Source organism: Bacillus sp. SRI_025, from assembly GCF_057592095.1.
Genome location: NZ_JBYEGB010000001.1, coordinates 105594 through 121201, shown reverse-complemented (window position 1 = coordinate 121201; position 15608 = coordinate 105594). Strand labels below are relative to the sequence as shown.

Sequence of the window (15608 nt, the reverse complement as noted above, 5' to 3'; positions counted from 1 at the left end):
ACGCGCGCGTCCTCTTTTTCTTTATTCTGCATTTCTCGCACTATGTGCCAGCCTGCTTGATGCGGCAGCAGCAATAGCGCCGACGATGTCATCTAAAAAGGTGTGGCATTCGCCTGTGGATTTATCGTTGAGTTTTCCGAGAATTCCTGGTTTTTCTTTATCGATATATCCGTAATTCGTAAAGCCGATCGAACCATAAATATTGACGATAGCAAAGGATAAAATTTCATCAACGCCATACAGGCTTTCGTCCGTTTCAAGTATTGATTGAAGCGGCTCAGTCAGCTTCTTTTGCTCGGCGAGTACGTCTAGTTCGACGCCCGTTAAAATCGCATTTTGGACTTCACGTTTTGCGATGACACGCTCCACATTGTGGATGCACTCTGTCATGTCTAAGCCAGGATGATATTTTTCCTGTAAAAAGTAGACAAGGTCTGCTATATCTTGAATGGTTACGCCTCGTTCTTGTAAACGGCGTCTTGCTGTTTTTTCTACTTCGTTCATCTCATGATGATGCGGCATGTATTCCTCACCCAATCCTCTTAATTTGTCCACAACGTGTAAAAAGCTTCGGATAGTAAATAGTATTCATAAATCCCTCAACCTGCGACTACGATATGATAAGAGATTGATCATAGGAACGCAGGTGAAAACATGAAAGAAACCATTTATCACACATTTGGTATTGATGTTCGTCAGTTTATGCCATATGGCAGTTATCAGAGCTTTCAAACGGCGGAGGCTCTCTTCCTCATTGTTCCTGTGTCTCATTTGCGAGAAGAAGAACTCGCAGAGATGTATCATATCAGTCAGTATTTACTGAATGCTGGAGACCCATACGTCGCTGTGTTTGAATTAACAAATGAAGAAAAGCCCACCTTTACTCATGGGAAGGAGCAGTACGCTTTATTAAAAGCAGCGCCTCCGATCTCAAGCCGCTCGTTTCAGCAAGCGTCAGAGCTGGCGGCCTTTCATGTTAGGGGAAGAGGCTTTCCATATGAAGTATCCGAAACAAAACGTGTCGGTGCCTGGAAGGAATTGTGGGCAAAACGATTAGATCAGCTCGAAGGCTTTTGGATGCAGCAAATGCATCAAAAACCGCTGGAACGGTTTGAACAAAAATTCATTGAATCGTTTCCGTATTATCTTGGATTAACGGAGAATGCCATTCAATATTTAGTCGATACTGAGCTCGATGATGAACCGAAAGAAGGTGACTCAGGCACTGTCTGTCATCAGCGCTTTTCACGTATTACATGGCCGCATGAGCAGCCGCTTCGTTTACCTGTGGATTGGGTCTTTGATCATCCAACCCGTGATATTGCAGAATATTTAAGAGAAACCTTTGTCCAGCATAAGGAAGATTTAGTGGAAGAAGGCTTTTCCTTTCTTCAGCAATATGAACAGGTGACACCTCTTTCCTCCTTTTCAAAGCGTTTATTATACAGCCGCCTGTTGTTCCCGCTTCATTATTTTGAAATTGTAGAAGGCTACTACATGTCTGGAGAAAATGAAAAAGCATATTATGAAGAGCGGTTAGATTACGTTTTAAATGATGCCAATCGCTATGAATACTTTCTAAAGGTTTTTCAAGAAATGAGCGCCATGCGAAGCGGCGGGAGCCCCATTCCGGCTATTGGCTGGATTCAGCCTGCAGCTGATTTGAAGTTTCAGTGAACAGACGAAACGTCTCTTTTCTCTTGAGACGTTTTTCGTTATGCTTAAAGAAATCGATTAAAGGAGTGTTCTTCTTGACGAAACCTTATGTCTATATCACAAGAAAGCTTGATGAAGCATCACTTACACCATTAAAAGAAGTCGCTCATGTTGAGATGTGGCCGAGCGAGGATGAGCCGTGTCCAAGAGAAGAGTTAGAAACACAGGCTGCTAAAGCGGATGCGCTTCTCACCATGCTGTCAGATCAAATAGATGAGCCCCTTTTATCAAAGGCCCCTAATGTCAAGGTGGTCGCAAACCTTGCTGTTGGCTATGACAATATTGATGTTGAAGCAGCCAAAAAGCGCGAAATCACCGTATGTCATACACCAGATGTCTTAACAGAATCGACGGCTGATTTAGCCTTTGCCCTACTGATGGCGTCAGCTAGACGCATTGTTGAGGCGAGTGATTGGATTAAGGATGGAAATTGGACAGGCTGGGGGCCGCTTCTTCTTGCCGGTGCGGATGTTCATCACAAAACGCTCGGGATTGTCGGAATGGGTAGCATTGGAACAGCACTAGCCAAGCGGGCCAAAGGCTTTAATATGAATATCCTTTATCATAATCGTTCCAGAAAACCCGAGGCAGAAGCGCAGCTTGGTGTGACATATGCGGATTTTGAGGAACTGCTCAAACAGTCTGATTTCATCGTCTGTCTGACGCCGTTAACCCCGGAAACAAAAGACATGTTTAATGAACAAGCATTTGATCTGATGAAGAACTCTGCTTATTTCATTAACGTATCAAGAGGACAGACTGTGGATGAGGATGCTTTATACGAGGCTGTCACGACAGGAAAAATTGCCGGAGCAGGTCTAGATGTATTTAGACAAGAGCCTGTCAGTCCATCTCATCCATTAACGACATTACCTAACGTCACAGTCCTCCCTCATATTGGAAGTGCTAGTGTCGAAACGAGAAAAACGATGATGCGTTTATGTGCTGAGAATATTGTACTTGTCTTACAAGACAAGCCAGCCAAAACGCCGGTTCGTTCATAATATAAAGCTTCCCGGTGTTCGGGAGCTTTTCTGACAAAAATATTTTGAAAATATAGAATCTTGATATAAATAGCTGTTAAGCGGTTTCATTCTGACAATCTCTTATTTTATTACCTTGTCAAAATGAGGATACCCCTTTATAATGTGTGTACATTGAATGTCTGTGTAAGGTTAACAAATGTCTTTTTAGAGAGGACATTTACGGAGAAAGGTGGAATTTCAGGTGAAGGCAATTCGAGTTGGGCTATTAGGATTAGGAACAGTGGGGAGCGGTGTCGTAAAAATTATCCAAGACCATCAGGATAAATTAATGCACCAAATCGGCTGTCCGGTATTAATACAAAAAGTGCTTGTGAGCAATCCCGATAAAAAAAGAGATGTGGATGTCGCAAGAGAGGTCTTCACAACTGAAGTATACGATGTGATTAGAGATCCAGAGGTCGACGTCATCATTGAAGTGATGGGCGGCATTGAAGAGACAAAACAATATTTAATAGATGCGTTGAATGAGAAGAAGCATGTCATTACAGCCAATAAAGATTTAATGGCGCTTTACGGTACGGAGCTTTTACATGTAGCGAAAGAAAATGGCTGTGATCTTTATTATGAAGCAAGTGTTGCCGGAGGAATTCCGATTTTGCGCACGCTGGAGGAAGGGCTCGCCTCTGACCGAATCACCAAGATGATGGGGATTGTGAACGGTACAACGAATTTTATTTTAACGAAAATGAATGTCGATAAAAGCGCATATGAGGATGTCTTAAAAGAAGCACAGGATCTTGGCTTTGCAGAAGCGGATCCGACAGCTGATGTAGAAGGACTGGATGCAGCCAGGAAAATGGCGATTCTTGCAAGACTCGGCTTTTCCATGAATGTAGATTTAGAGGACGTCAAGGTGAAAGGTATTTCTGATATCTCTGATGAGGATATTAATTTCAGTAAGCGGTTTGGCTATACAATGAAGCTGATTGGAATTGCTCAGCGGGACGGAGAGAAAGTAGAGGTCAGCGTTCAGCCAACCTTACTTCCTGATCATCATCCATTATCATCCGTTAACAATGAATTTAATGCGGTGTATGTCTACGGAAGTGCTGTAGGAGAAACGATGTTTTACGGACCTGGAGCAGGAAGTCTGCCAACGGCAACAGCTGTTGTATCAGACTTAGTCGCAGTAATGAAAAACATGCGCCTTGGCGTGAACGGAAGCGGATTTATCGCACCGCAGTTTGAAAAGAAGATCAAATCATCATCAGAAGTATTTGCTCAGCAATTCTTAAGAATTCATGTCAGAGATCAAGTCGGGGCATTCTCCCGCATTACATCTATTTTTTCTGAAAGAGGCATCAGCTTTGAAAAGATCCTTCAGCTTCCTGTGAAAGGACACGATGAGCTGGCTGAAATTGTGATTATTACACATCAGACCTCAGAAGAAGATTTCTCAAATATCCTGCAAAAATTAAACGACCTCGACGTGGTGGTTCAAGTGAAGAGCACGTACCGAGTAGAAGGGAACGGTTTAAGCTAATGAAATGGAATGGACTCATTGAAGAATTTCAAGAATTCTTACCAGTAAACGAATCTACACCTAAACTAACATTAAATGAAGGGAATACACCGCTGATCCATCTCGCCAAGCTTTCAGAAAAGCTGGGAATCGAGCTTCATGTGAAAACAGAAGGCGTGAATCCAACAGGTTCTTTCAAGGATCGAGGAATGGTCATGGCCGTTGCAAAGGCAAAAGAAGAAGGCAATGATACAATCATGTGCGCTTCAACAGGGAATACCTCTGCAGCAGCAGCGGCATATGCAGCTCGTGCTGATATGAAATGTATTGTCATCATTCCAGACGGGAAAATTGCCTTCGGTAAGCTTGCACAGGCTGTTATGTACGGAGCAGAGATCATTGCCATTGACGGCAACTTTGATGATGCACTGAAAATCGTCCGCAGTATCTGTGAAAAAGCGCCGATTGCTCTTGTTAACTCGGTCAATCCTTATCGAATTGAAGGACAAAAGACAGCAGCATTTGAAATCTGTGAGCAGCTAGGCTCAGCCCCGGACGTACTAGCGATTCCTGTTGGAAATGCCGGGAACATCACAGCCTACTGGAAAGGCTTCAAGGAATATCATGAGAAAAAAGGAACTGGACTGCCTGTCATGCGTGGTTTTGAAGCAGAAGGTGCAGCGGCAATCGTTCGAAATGAAGTGATTGAGCAGCCAGAAACAGTGGCAACAGCTATCCGTATCGGAAATCCAGCGAGCTGGAAACAAGCTGTGGCAGCCGCAGATGAATCAAACGGAATGATTGATGAAGTGACTGATGAGGAAATTCTTCATGCGTATCAATTGATTGCACGTGAAGAAGGTGTGTTTGCAGAACCGGGCTCATGTGCATCGATTGCGGGCGTGTTAAAGCAGGTGAAATCTGGTGAAATCAAGCCAGGCAGTAAAGTTGTTGCGGTACTAACAGGTAACGGACTGAAAGATCCAAATACGGCTATTGATATTTCACAAATCAAGCCGGTTACACTCGATGCAGATGAAGATCAAATTCTTGAACACTTAGAAAAGGCCGCACGCGTATGAGTGAAGCCTCCATGCTTTTTTCAATCACAGTACCGGGAAGCACTGCCAATTTAGGACCAGGCTTTGATTCAGTTGGAATGGCACTCAGCCGCTATTTAAAGCTATCGGTCTATGACCATGATAGCTGGCTGTTTGAAGCAGAAACAGATGTCGTGTCTGGGATTCCATCAGGCACCGACAACCTGATTTATCAAACAGCCAAAAAGGTTGCAGATGACTTTGGAAAAACACTCCCGCCTGTTCATGTCAAAGTGTGGAGTGATATTCCATTGGCACGGGGGCTTGGCAGCAGTGCTGCTGCCATCGTGGCCGCCATTGAACTCGCCAATCAGCTTCTTGAATTAAACATGACAGATGATCAGAAGCTCTTTTATGCAAGTGAGGTAGAAGGTCATCCAGATAATGCGGGTGCCTCTTTATTCGGTGGTTTACTGATTGGTCTTCATGAAGAAGACAAAACCCATGCCGTTAAAGTGCAGCATGTGGATGTAGATGTCGTCGTGGTGATTCCTTTTTATGAAGTGCTCACAAAGGATGCCCGTGATGTCCTCCCAGAGGATTTTTCCTATAAGCATGCTGTTAGTGCGAGTGCTGTAAGCAACGTACTTGTTGCCGCCTTAATGACACAAAACTGGCCGCTTGTTGGAGAAATGATGAATAAGGATTTATTTCATCAGCCGTACCGAACAATGCTCGTTCCAGAGCTGTCGAAGGTAGAGCATGTCGCTTCGCTCAAAGGAGCGTATGGAACAGCTTTGAGCGGTGCTGGGCCGACGATCCTCACCTTAGTGGAAAAAGGAAAGGGAGAAGCGCTGAAAGAACAGCTTGCCCAAAATTTCCCGCATTGCGAAGTCGATTTGCTGACGGTACCTGTAGAAGGTGTTGTCGTGCAGCATCATCCTGTTAATCAAGTAAAGAACGTGCTGTGAATCTGCACGTTCCCAGCGTGTAGACAAACCCTCGCATTCTTTGTCAGTCCTGCGCGCTGGTGCTCACGAATGTTCAATTCGCTCCGCGCCAGTGCTCGTTCTTCCTAGACTTCAAGGGTTTTCAATCACGCTGAAAAGAAGAAAAAGAGCTAAAATAAAGATCATTTTAGCCCTTTTTCAGCAATCTGAGAACGTGCTGTGAATCTGCACGTTCTTTTTTATGCTTGTTTTTATGGGAAGAAGCAGGGATTATTATTTAGAGGATCGAACTATTTTTTATGCATATAAGGGGGAGATACATTCATGAAGAAATTGATGTCGGTAGAAGATTTAACGAAGATTGTTTCTGTTTCTCATCCGGTTTATTCACCAGATGGAAAAAAGGCAGTCTTTACAAAAGTCACTGTGAATGAGAAAAAGGACGATTACAATATCCATTTATGGGTTCGAGATGAAGAGACAGAGGAGCTGGCACAATGGACATTTGAGGATGGAAAGCATCATCAGCCAGTTTGGTCAAAGGACGGCAGGCAGCTTGCTTTTATTTTGCAAAAGCCAAAGGAAGTCCCTCAGCTCGCACTCATAAAGAGCGAAGGAGGCGGCGTGCGTACTTTAACGAAGATTCCATACGGAGTATCTCACCCTGTCTTTTCTCCCGACGCAGCATTCATTTATGCGGCTGTGTCATTGAAACAACCAGAATCTGTTCATGATGAAAAAAAGAAAGAGCAAGATGAATTTGCTCCAGCGATATATGATGATTTGACCTATAAAGCAGATGGAAGAGGCTTTTTAGATGGGCGTGTCACACAGATCGTGAAAGTGGATATCCGTTCAGGAGAGGTAGAGCCTATCACGAGCGAGCAGGTTCATCATATGAATCATACGATTTCTCCTTGCGGCAAATGGCTTGCCTTTATTCAATTAAATCCACAGATACCTTACATAAGTGACGTGTGTCTTCTTTCATTAGAAGATGGTCAGACAAAAAAGATCACACAAGCAAACGGTGCTTATTCCACCGTATCTTTTTCTCCAAATGGAGAGAGTCTTTTGTATATTGGACATGAGCGTGAATTCCAAAATGCCACCTTCCCATCATTATGGCTGTATGATCTGAAAGAAGACAAGGCGGTTCAGCTATCAGAAATGCTCGATATGTATGTTGGAAACTGTATGGCAGGAGATAGCGTGATGGGAGAGGCCTATCAAGTTCCACAGTGGACAAAAGACAGCCAAGGATTTTATACGCTTGTTTCTGATCAAGGCAGTACAGGGATTTATTATTTCTCTATTGAAGGTTTAGCCTATCCAGTTCGACTAGAGGCGGAACATATCACCAATTTCAGCCTTCATCCAGATGAATCCAAACTGCTGCTCAGCCGGCTTTCACCTGTTTCACCAAGCGAGCTATATGAGCTGACATTAGGGGAGACAGAACTGAAGCAAATCACGTTTGAGCATCATGATTTTCTAAAGGAGTACGTCGTATCCGAACCTGAACCATTTTCTTTTCAGTCAAAAGATGGCGACGAGGTGCATGGCTGGTTTATGAAGCCTTCCAAGATGGAAGAGGGGGAGAAATATCCGCTCATTCTAGAGGTTCATGGCGGACCGCATGCGATGTATGGTTATACGTATTTTCATGAATTTCAAATGCTTGCTTCTGAAGGCTATGCCATCGTGTATATCAATCCGCACGGAAGTCATGGATACGGACAGATGTTTACCGACCGTGTGAGAGGAAGTTATGGTGACGTTGATTATGACGATGTTATGCAGGCTGTTGATCATGTGCTCAAAGCCTATGATTTCCTTGATGAAACAAGACTCGGCGTGACTGGCGGGAGCTATGGCGGTTTTATGACCAACTGGATTGTCGGTCAGACCGACCGCTTCCGCGCAGCTGTCACACAGCGCTCCATTTCAAACTGGATTAGCTTTTATGGCATTAGTGATATCGGTTATTTCTTTACAAGGTGGCAGATTGATGGGGATATTTATGATTCTGTCGATAAGCTATGGGATCGTTCTCCGCTAAAATATGTGAAGCAGATGAATACGCCGCTTCTCATCCTGCACAGCGATGAAGATTATCGCTGCCCAGTTGATCAAGCAGAACAGCTTTTTGTGGCATTGAAGGAGCTTGGGAAAGATACAAGATTGGTCAAATTCCCGAAGGCATCTCATGATTTATCCAGAAACGGCCACCCGGGGCAGCGTATTCAAAGACTGACCTTTATAAAGGAATGGTTTAGAGAAAAGCTAGCCTAATAAAAAACGACCCTTCAGCGTGCTGACAAACCCTCGCATTCGGTGTCAGTCCTGCGTGCTGGTGCTCACGAATAGAAAATTCGCTCCGCGCCAGTACTCGTCCTTTTCTTATCACGCTGAAAAGAAGACAAAGGGCTAAAGCCTTTGTCAATCATGAAAAAAACGACCCTAATTGGGTCGTTTTCATGTCATATATGAATTAGAAAACCTGTTCAACTTCTACAACGCCAGGCACTTCTTCTAATAATGCGCGCTCAATACCGGCTTTCAATGTAATGGTTGAACTTGGGCAGCTGCCGCATGCACCAAGAAGACGTAATTTCACAATGCCATCTTCAATGTCTACAAGCTCACAGTCTCCACCATCACGTAATAGAAATGGACGAAGTTTGTCCAGTACTTCCTGTACTTGGTCTTTCATTTCGACTTCAGTCATTAGATATAATCGCTCCTTTCACAACATATCACCATTATATTCATCTGGACGATAAAAATCTATTGATTGGTTTCAAAGTTTCCTTCTCATTATAGCACAATCTCATCTTGAAACAAAAAGTGATTTTGACTTTTTTCATCCAGAAAATTCAGCTAAAATGAAGAAAGAATAGGGGGCTTGTCAAATGAACAAAACTGTCGATCTTTATGTATATGGAAGAGATGTACTGTGCGCTAGCTGCGTGAATCTGCCTTCTTCAAAAGATACATTTGAATGGTTAGATGCAGCATTAAAACGAAAATATCCGAATCAGCCATTTCGCATCACATATATTGATATTGAGCACCCGCCAGAAAACGAACAACAAAAGGAATTGTCTGAACGAATTCTTGATGATGAATTTTTTTATCCACTTGTCTTAGTAGAGGATCAAATCGTTGGAGAGGGCAATCCGAAATTAAAAGACATTTATCAAGAAATGGAGAAATACGGGTACAAGGAGAACAGTGAATAAGCTGTTCTTTTTTTGTGGTATAAAACGAACAAACGTTCCTTTTTGCGTTGAAAAAGAACGCTTGTTCGTTTATAATGAAATGAAAGGAGCGTGAGCATCATGAATTATTTACTGAAACAATCTCTTCATCAGCAAGTACCGATTGAGATGATTTATATGAAGAAAAATGGAGAGTGCACGAAGAGAAAAATCATTGTACACCGTCAAACGGATCAGCTTATCCAAGCGTATTGTTTATCGAAGAAGACGATGAGAACCTTTCGTAAAGACTGCATTCTTGCCCTTGCTCCGATCAAATGGACCAACTCATCGGCACATGCCGTTTCATAGAAAAAAGCTCCCTCGTCACGAAGGAGCTTTGAGAAAAAATTCACAAGATTTTAGCCGTTGTGATGCTTGTACATCCAAAGGAGTCCAGATTTCAGGAGTCTTGGCACCCGACCAACAAGTGGACGATCAGCCACTAAGCCAAAGCCGGCTTTTTTCCCTAAAGAACCTAAAACACCTTTTAGCTTAAACTGTGGATAAGCCTCAGGAAGCGGCTCATTTTTCCAGCGTTTTTGCAGAGATTGGACAATTTGTTCTGCCTGCGCCTCAGCAAGCTGTGCACTTGGGGCATGAGGCAGACTTGCGCAGTCACCTACGACATATACATGCTCATCCCCTGGAAGATTATGATGAGGAGTTAATACGACGCGGCCTTGTGCGTCTTTTTCAACATCCATCTCTCGTACCACTTTGCTTGGCTGTATTCCTGCTGTCCACACGATGACATCTGCTTCAATTGCGTCATCATGGTTGTAAACGACACCTTCTTCAACCTTTGTAATATTGGCACAGTTAATGATCTTTACGTCATTTTCTTCAAACCACTTTTGCACATACAAACTTAATCTTTTTGGGAAGCTTGATAGTATCAACTCTCCGCGGTCAAAAAGAATAATGTTTAAATCAGCACGGCTTTCTCTTAGTTCACTGGCCAGCTCTACCCCGCTAAGTCCAGCACCGACGATGCCAACCGTTGCACCTGCGCTCAAATTGTTTAATTTGTTATACGCATGTCTTGACTGATCAATGGTTTGAATGCTGTATGTATGTTCTTTTGCACCAGGGACATTATGATACTTGTCCTCACAGCCGAGTCCAATCACAGTATCATCATACGGAATCGGTTCACGGTCGCTGAATAAGATCTGTTTGTTTTCAATATCAATTTTTTCTACTTCCCCGTATTGAATATCCAGCTTCGGATGCTCTGGAAAAGATACTCGAATGTGATGATCAGAGATCGTTCCAGCAGCAAGTGCATAATATTCTGTTTTTAAACAGTGGTAAGGATTTCGATCAATTAATGTGATAGTGACATCATCAGGTAATTGATTTGGCAATAAGCGGTGGAGAACCCGCATATTCCCGTAACCTCCGCCGATCAAGACTAAATTTTTCATGACGATTCTCCTTTTCCCCGTAGACATTGAAAAACACTTATACTAAAAAACTTTAAGTTAAAATACCAAATAAAATTATATCGAATTTACTGTGAAACCACAATAATTGTTTCAAAATAACCTACATATTCATCAGTTAGTCCTAAATAGTAAAACATTTTACGAGGAATAGGCGTAACGATACAGATGAAGCTCATATTTTGACTAATACAAGGAATTTCGGTAGGATGGTAAGGCAATGTGAGGTGAAGCACAGTGTTTCCACTGATCGAATTTTGTGTAAGTAATCTTGCACAAGGGTCTCAAGAAGCAAAAGAGAAGCTTGAAAAAGACCCAAACCTAGACGTAATGGAATACGGCTGTTTAAGCTATTGCGGCAAATGTATGGACTCCCCATTTGCACTTGTGAATGGAGAATTTGTTTCAGGAGAAAATGCAGAGCAGCTAGTCGAGCGTATTTATGCTTTTATAGAGGAAAACGACATGTTTTAAATGCACCACATGGGTCATGAGGTGCATTTTTTTCACTCTTCCACCTTCCATTTTTAAGGAGAATGAATGGAAAGCGTATTCAATATGTTATGCTAATAAAATATCATCAATATGAAACATCACACGAGAGAAAAAGAGGCATATGCATAATAAAAGCCCTTTGCCATGGCAGCAAAGAGCTTCTATGTATGAAAAACGGGGGATGATAAGATTGTCTCCTGAATCGACTCCTTTTATACTATAAAGAAACAACATTTTTGGAGGAAGCTCATGACATCATTTCAATTCACGAAAATGCACGGATTAGGAAATAATTATATTTACGTTAATCAGATGAAGGAACAGCTTCCAGAAGAGCAGCTATCAGAAATAGCGATTCGCGTTTCTTCTGTTTATACAGGAATCGGTTCTGACGGGATGATCCTGATTTGCCCATCAGATGTTGCACCTGTGAAGATGCGCATTTTCAACAATGATGGATCAGAGGGCAAAAACTGCGGTAATGGGCTGCGCTGCGTTGCAAAGTATGTGTATGAGCATCAAATTGTGACGGACACAACGTTCCAGATTGAGACATTGTCAGGACTCGTTGAAGCTACCGTTCACGCTCAAGATGGTCATGTTCAGCTAGTCACAGTAGATATGGGAAAACCACGATTTGAAAAAGAAGCGATGCCGATGCTTGGTGAACCGGCCAGCACAACAGTTAATGAGCCGCTTGATTTTGGCACTGCGAAATTAAATGGAACGGCCGTTTCAATGGGAAACCCGCACATCGTTTTTTATTTAGAGGACATTGAAAAAGCGCCTCTTCATACACTTGGACCGATCATTGAAAAACACGATATGTTTCCAGAAGGCGTCAATGTAGAATTTGTTGAAGTTGTCAGTGAAACCGAACTGCATTTTCGTGTGTGGGAAAGAGGCTCAGGCATTACACAGGCCTGCGGAACAGGGGCTTGTGCTGCGGCTGTATCCACAATTGTGAATGGGCAGGCAAAAAAAGAAACAGACATGACAGTTCATTTAGCAGGCGGAGACCTCATCATTCGCTGGAAAGACAATGACCACGTGCTTATGACAGGACCTGCGGAGACCATTTGTGACGGGACATTTTATCTCTAAACCATTTATTTGAGAAAAGGCATCATCACGTTTATAATTGAAAAAGAAACATCCAGTCAAAAGGAGGGATGATCATGAGTACACCAGTAACCATTACAGAAGCTGCTGCACTGCAGATTAAAGATATGATGAAAGAACATGAAGAAGAAAATGCGTTCCTGCGAGTGGGCGTAAAAGGCGGCGGCTGCAGCGGTCTTTCATACGGCATGGGCTTTGACCATGAAGTCTCAGAGAAAGACACGCAGTTCGAGCAGCACGGCATCAATGTCCTTGTCGACTCCGAAAGCCTTGATATCATGAACGGAACCATCATTGATTTCAAACAATCACTAATGGGCGGCGGTTTCACGATTGACAATCCAAACGCCATCGCATCATGCGGGTGCGGTTCTTCTTTCAGAACAGCAACGAATACCGGTACGCCTGAAGAGTGTTAAGAGTTAAAGCGATTCATTCTGTAAAACCATTTGTATAATGAAGACCTCCTCATATTAATCATTTTCTTGAGGAGGTTTTTTGTGTTGTTTTTAAAGATGCAAAAAAAGGACATGACTTCAATCACTCAGCACGTCCTCTTTATAAAGATATTTAATTAGAAAAAAGCTCGCAGTTTCTTAGTATTTCCTCTGTTCATCTTTCACATCTTTTCAAAAGGTTTCATCATGGTGTGTCGGAAAAAATGTTCTTTGTTGTGTTTCGTTGAGAATAACGTTTCGTATTAATCGATTGTATTCTCAATCATCATTTTCAAAGCTGTTCCCTCTTTTATGAAGAGTAGTAAAGACTTTCATCGCTTCGCTCATAAATGATGCCAAGCCCTCACCATAACGATCTATATTCTTTGTGAAACGTTCATCTTGAATATAGAGTTGGCCTAAACCGTAAAAAGCATCAAGAGAGTAATAACGAAAGTTTTCGTTTAAAAAGTCGTACCATTGTTTGATGACGATTTGCACCTCTTTGGATTTAGGGGAATGGCTGCGAAGAGAGGCTAGTTTATTCAATATGCTATCCCAGCTATCAGATAATTCAATTTGTTCATCTTTAGACAAATGATTTAGTTTTGAGCTGACTTCATCAACAGCTTGATTTCCCCAACGGTGACGAGCTTCTTCTTCATATTGACTAAATTTCATATTCATATTCTCAAACCTCTCTTTATATGTGTATTGAGTTTCTCCCGTTAAATGTTGTAGCGTCTTATCAATATTTCCGATCATTTTATTGAGATTATCTCGTTTCTCTATTAACATTTTTCTTTGTAGCATAAATGCTTCTTTCTTATTAAATGAAGAATTGTGCATCATCTTTTGGATTTCCTTCAATGGAAATCCAAGTTCCCTGAAAAATAGTATTTGCTGTAATGTTTCAAGGTTTTCTTCTGAATAGAGCCGATAACGATTATCTGTGACTTCACTTGGAGTCAATAAACCAATCTTGTCGTAATGATGAAGTGTACGAATGCTAATACCAAATAATTCAGCTACTTCTTTCACTTTCATTTCAATTCACCTCTCTTGATATCCACTATAAAATATGACGTTGCGTTAGGGTCAATCATCTTTTTAAAAATTTATATCATTGTTGATCTTGTTTGTGTTTTTTTCGAAAATCGCTCAATTTTGTTACAGCTGGCCCGAACAACTGGCTATTTCCACTCGAAAAGAGTATCATGAAAACCAAACATAAACTGTAGTGAGAAAAGAGGTTGCTGAGGTTTGAGTGAACAAATCAATTGCAGGAACTGTCATGAACTGATTCCGTATCGTTCCAAAACGTGTCCAGCTTGCGGGATTGAGAAGCCGCTTCCGAAAAAGGAACGTGTGAAGGATCGGGTGATTTTGGTTGTGGCAGGGATTGTTGTGGTGCTGCTTGCTGCAATGGTACTTGGAATGGCAAATGCCTATATTGGGGTTTTTAAATAAACGAAAAAGGAGTTCCGCGAGTGGGAACTCCTTTTTTGATCCGTTCTTATTTGTTTTCAAATAAGCTTGTGGAATGGAGAGGCTGTACACGGGCTTTCGGGTCCATGTAGGCTTTCGCATTGTTGACAGCAGTTGGTGCTTCACCAAATCCGCTTGCAATCAATTTGACTTTTCCTTCATACGTGCAGATATCTCCTGCCGCATAGAAGCCTTCGATGTTTGTTTCCATTGTAGATTTCACTACGATGGAGTTCTTTTCGATTTCAAGGCCCCATTGTTTGATTGGTCCAAGGGAGGAAACGAAACCGAAGTTGACGATCACATCGTCCACATCAAGCACTTGTTTTTTGTCGCCTTTGACTTCTTCTAGCACGATCTGTTCAATGCGGTCTTCACCAATGAGCTCAGTTGGCACAAATGGAGTCAGCACATTGACTTTCGAGTTGTGCAGGTTTTCTACACTGTGCTCATGTGCGCGGAATTTATCGCGGCGGTGAATGATGGATACTTCTTTTGCGATTGGTTCAAGCATAAGTGCCCAATCCACCGCAGAGTCTCCGCCGCCAAGAACGGCCACGCGTCTGCCGGCAAATTGGTTCAGGTCATTAATGAAGTAGTGCAGATTGCTTCCTTCAAATGATTCTGCTGTATCCAATTCAAGCTTTCTCGGTTGAAATGCACCGTTACCAGCTGTGATGATGATCGTTTTAGAGTAATGAACCTCTTGATTTGTGACAAGTTTAAAGATCCCATCTGCTTGCTTTTCAACTGTTTCAACTGCCTGCTCTAAGCAAATGGTTTGATCAAATTTATCCATTTGTTCCTTTAAGTTATCAACTAATTCTTGTGCGCGGATTTTTGGGAAACCAGCCACATCATAAATATATTTTTCAGGGTAAAGAGCGGATAGTTGACCGCCGAGCTGAGGAAGGCTTTCAATGATTTTCACACTTGCCTGTCTCATGCCTCCGTAAAACGCAGTAAACAATCCAACTGGGCCGCCCCCGATAACGGTAATGTCATATACCTTAGAATCTTCTTGCATTCCTTTAATCCTCCCAAATGAAAATTGTTATCACTATATCATATCATACCACATATCGTCGTTTGACTTGTTTTGAAAAACTTGTCGTTTTTTGATGCTGAAGCTTTGAAAAGG

16 protein-coding genes and 1 pseudogene are annotated in these 15608 nt (G+C 42.3%); 12 read left to right on the top strand and 5 right to left on the bottom strand.

Annotation, left to right across the window (positions count from 1 at the left end; translation table 11 throughout):
* Positions 1-21: 21 nt before the first annotated feature.
* Positions 22-522: a phosphatidylglycerophosphatase A family protein gene (locus AC20OE_RS00675; RefSeq protein ID WP_025094161.1), complete on the bottom strand. Its 501-nt coding sequence runs from the start codon at positions 520-522 to the stop codon at positions 22-24.
* Positions 523-654: 132 nt separating this feature from the next.
* Here AC20OE_RS00675 and yutH point away from each other — a divergent pair, with 132 nt between their 5' ends.
* The 6 genes from yutH (at position 655) to AC20OE_RS00645 (ending at position 8509) form a co-directional block, all read left to right on the top strand.
* The gene (yutH, locus tag AC20OE_RS00670) at positions 655-1677 is read left to right on the top strand and encodes a spore coat putative kinase YutH (RefSeq protein ID WP_268465227.1); all 1023 of its coding nucleotides are present in this window, start codon (positions 655-657) and stop codon (positions 1675-1677) included.
* 74 nt (positions 1678-1751) lie between these two features.
* On the top strand, positions 1752-2720 hold the full coding sequence (locus AC20OE_RS00665; protein WP_268465229.1) for a 2-hydroxyacid dehydrogenase: 969 nt from the start codon (positions 1752-1754) through the stop codon (positions 2718-2720).
* 223 nt (positions 2721-2943) lie between these two features.
* The gene (locus AC20OE_RS00660) at positions 2944-4245 is read left to right on the top strand and encodes a homoserine dehydrogenase (protein WP_047202460.1); all 1302 of its coding nucleotides are present in this window, start codon (positions 2944-2946) and stop codon (positions 4243-4245) included.
* Positions 4245-5306 (top strand): threonine synthase, encoded by a 1062-nt coding sequence (gene thrC / locus AC20OE_RS00655; protein ID WP_144494200.1) that lies wholly within the window; start codon positions 4245-4247, stop codon positions 5304-5306. The genes AC20OE_RS00660 and thrC overlap by 1 nt, the downstream gene beginning before the upstream one ends.
* Positions 5303-6235, top strand: a complete 933-nt coding sequence (gene thrB / locus AC20OE_RS00650; protein ID WP_024423360.1) for a homoserine kinase — start codon at positions 5303-5305, stop codon at positions 6233-6235. The genes thrC and thrB overlap by 4 nt, the downstream gene beginning before the upstream one ends.
* A 303-nt stretch (positions 6236-6538) precedes the next feature.
* Positions 6539-8509, top strand: coding sequence for an alpha/beta hydrolase family protein (locus AC20OE_RS00645; RefSeq protein ID WP_487268014.1), 1971 nt, complete (start codon positions 6539-6541; stop codon positions 8507-8509).
* Between the two features lie 199 nt (positions 8510-8708).
* Here the strand turns inward: AC20OE_RS00645 and AC20OE_RS00640 are convergent.
* Positions 8709-9008, bottom strand: a pseudogene (locus AC20OE_RS00640) (NifU family protein).
* Positions 9009-9129: 121 nt separating this feature from the next.
* Between AC20OE_RS00640 and AC20OE_RS00635 the strand changes: the two are divergent.
* Together AC20OE_RS00635 and AC20OE_RS00630 are read left to right on the top strand one after the other, a co-directional pair.
* Positions 9130-9459 carry a YuzD family protein gene (locus AC20OE_RS00635; RefSeq protein ID WP_047203329.1) on the top strand — a complete coding sequence of 110 codons (330 nt, stop codon included), beginning with the start codon at positions 9130-9132 and terminating at the stop codon, positions 9457-9459.
* 99 nt (positions 9460-9558) lie between these two features.
* Positions 9559-9789, top strand: a complete 231-nt coding sequence (locus AC20OE_RS00630; RefSeq protein ID WP_039181181.1) for a hypothetical protein — start codon at positions 9559-9561, stop codon at positions 9787-9789.
* 50 nt (positions 9790-9839) lie between these two features.
* Here the strand turns inward: AC20OE_RS00630 and AC20OE_RS00625 are convergent, their stop codons facing one another.
* Positions 9840-10907 carry an NAD(P)/FAD-dependent oxidoreductase gene (locus tag AC20OE_RS00625; RefSeq protein ID WP_034282611.1) on the bottom strand — a complete coding sequence of 356 codons (1068 nt, stop codon included), beginning with the start codon at positions 10905-10907 and terminating at the stop codon, positions 9840-9842.
* A 255-nt stretch (positions 10908-11162) separates the two neighbouring features.
* On the opposite strand from AC20OE_RS00625, the gene AC20OE_RS00620 reads away from it, so the two are divergent.
* From AC20OE_RS00620 to AC20OE_RS00610, 3 genes are all read left to right on the top strand, one after another.
* Positions 11163-11399, top strand: coding sequence for a YuzB family protein (locus tag AC20OE_RS00620; RefSeq protein ID WP_008346813.1), 237 nt, complete (start codon positions 11163-11165; stop codon positions 11397-11399).
* A gap of 270 nt (positions 11400-11669) precedes the next feature.
* Complete coding sequence (dapF, locus tag AC20OE_RS00615) at positions 11670-12524, top strand: diaminopimelate epimerase (RefSeq protein ID WP_059375945.1); 855 nt, start codon at positions 11670-11672, stop codon at positions 12522-12524.
* A 74-nt stretch (positions 12525-12598) separates the two neighbouring features.
* Complete coding sequence (locus tag AC20OE_RS00610) at positions 12599-12961, top strand: HesB/IscA family protein (RefSeq protein WP_024423354.1); 363 nt, start codon at positions 12599-12601, stop codon at positions 12959-12961.
* Positions 12962-13258: 297 nt separating this feature from the next.
* Here the strand turns inward: AC20OE_RS00610 and AC20OE_RS00605 are convergent, their stop codons facing one another.
* The gene (locus AC20OE_RS00605) at positions 13259-14026 is read right to left on the bottom strand and encodes a MerR family transcriptional regulator (protein WP_180272439.1); all 768 of its coding nucleotides are present in this window, start codon (positions 14024-14026) and stop codon (positions 13259-13261) included.
* Positions 14027-14242: 216 nt separating this feature from the next.
* Between AC20OE_RS00605 and AC20OE_RS00600 the strand changes: the two genes are divergently transcribed.
* Positions 14243-14449, top strand: a complete 207-nt coding sequence (locus AC20OE_RS00600) for a hypothetical protein (protein WP_012011136.1) — start codon at positions 14243-14245, stop codon at positions 14447-14449.
* Positions 14450-14495: 46 nt separating this feature from the next.
* Here the strand turns inward: AC20OE_RS00600 and yumC are convergent, their stop codons facing one another.
* Complete coding sequence (gene yumC, locus AC20OE_RS00595; RefSeq protein ID WP_039181175.1) at positions 14496-15494, bottom strand: ferredoxin--NADP reductase 2; 999 nt, start codon at positions 15492-15494, stop codon at positions 14496-14498.
* Between the last annotated feature and the right edge of the window lie 114 nt (positions 15495-15608).

Coding starts and splice junctions, on each gene's coding strand:
- AC20OE_RS00675 (WP_025094161.1), bottom strand. CDS start 522: ATGCCGCATCATCATGAGATGAACGAAGTAGAAAAAACAGCAAGACGC.
- yutH (WP_268465227.1), top strand. CDS start 655: ATGAAAGAAACCATTTATCACACATTTGGTATTGATGTTCGTCAGTTT.
- thrC (WP_144494200.1), top strand. CDS start 4,245: ATGAAATGGAATGGACTCATTGAAGAATTTCAAGAATTCTTACCAGTA.
- thrB (WP_024423360.1), top strand. CDS start 5,303: ATGAGTGAAGCCTCCATGCTTTTTTCAATCACAGTACCGGGAAGCACT.
- AC20OE_RS00645 (WP_487268014.1), top strand. CDS start 6,539: ATGAAGAAATTGATGTCGGTAGAAGATTTAACGAAGATTGTTTCTGTT.
- AC20OE_RS00635 (WP_047203329.1), top strand. CDS start 9,130: ATGAACAAAACTGTCGATCTTTATGTATATGGAAGAGATGTACTGTGC.
- AC20OE_RS00630 (WP_039181181.1), top strand. CDS start 9,559: ATGAATTATTTACTGAAACAATCTCTTCATCAGCAAGTACCGATTGAG.
- AC20OE_RS00625 (WP_034282611.1), bottom strand. CDS start 10,907: ATGAAAAATTTAGTCTTGATCGGCGGAGGTTACGGGAATATGCGGGTT.
- dapF (WP_059375945.1), top strand. CDS start 11,670: ATGACATCATTTCAATTCACGAAAATGCACGGATTAGGAAATAATTAT.
- AC20OE_RS00610 (WP_024423354.1), top strand. CDS start 12,599: ATGAGTACACCAGTAACCATTACAGAAGCTGCTGCACTGCAGATTAAA.
- AC20OE_RS00605 (WP_180272439.1), bottom strand. CDS start 14,026: ATGAAAGTGAAAGAAGTAGCTGAATTATTTGGTATTAGCATTCGTACA.
- yumC (WP_039181175.1), bottom strand. CDS start 15,494: ATGCAAGAAGATTCTAAGGTATATGACATTACCGTTATCGGGGGCGGC.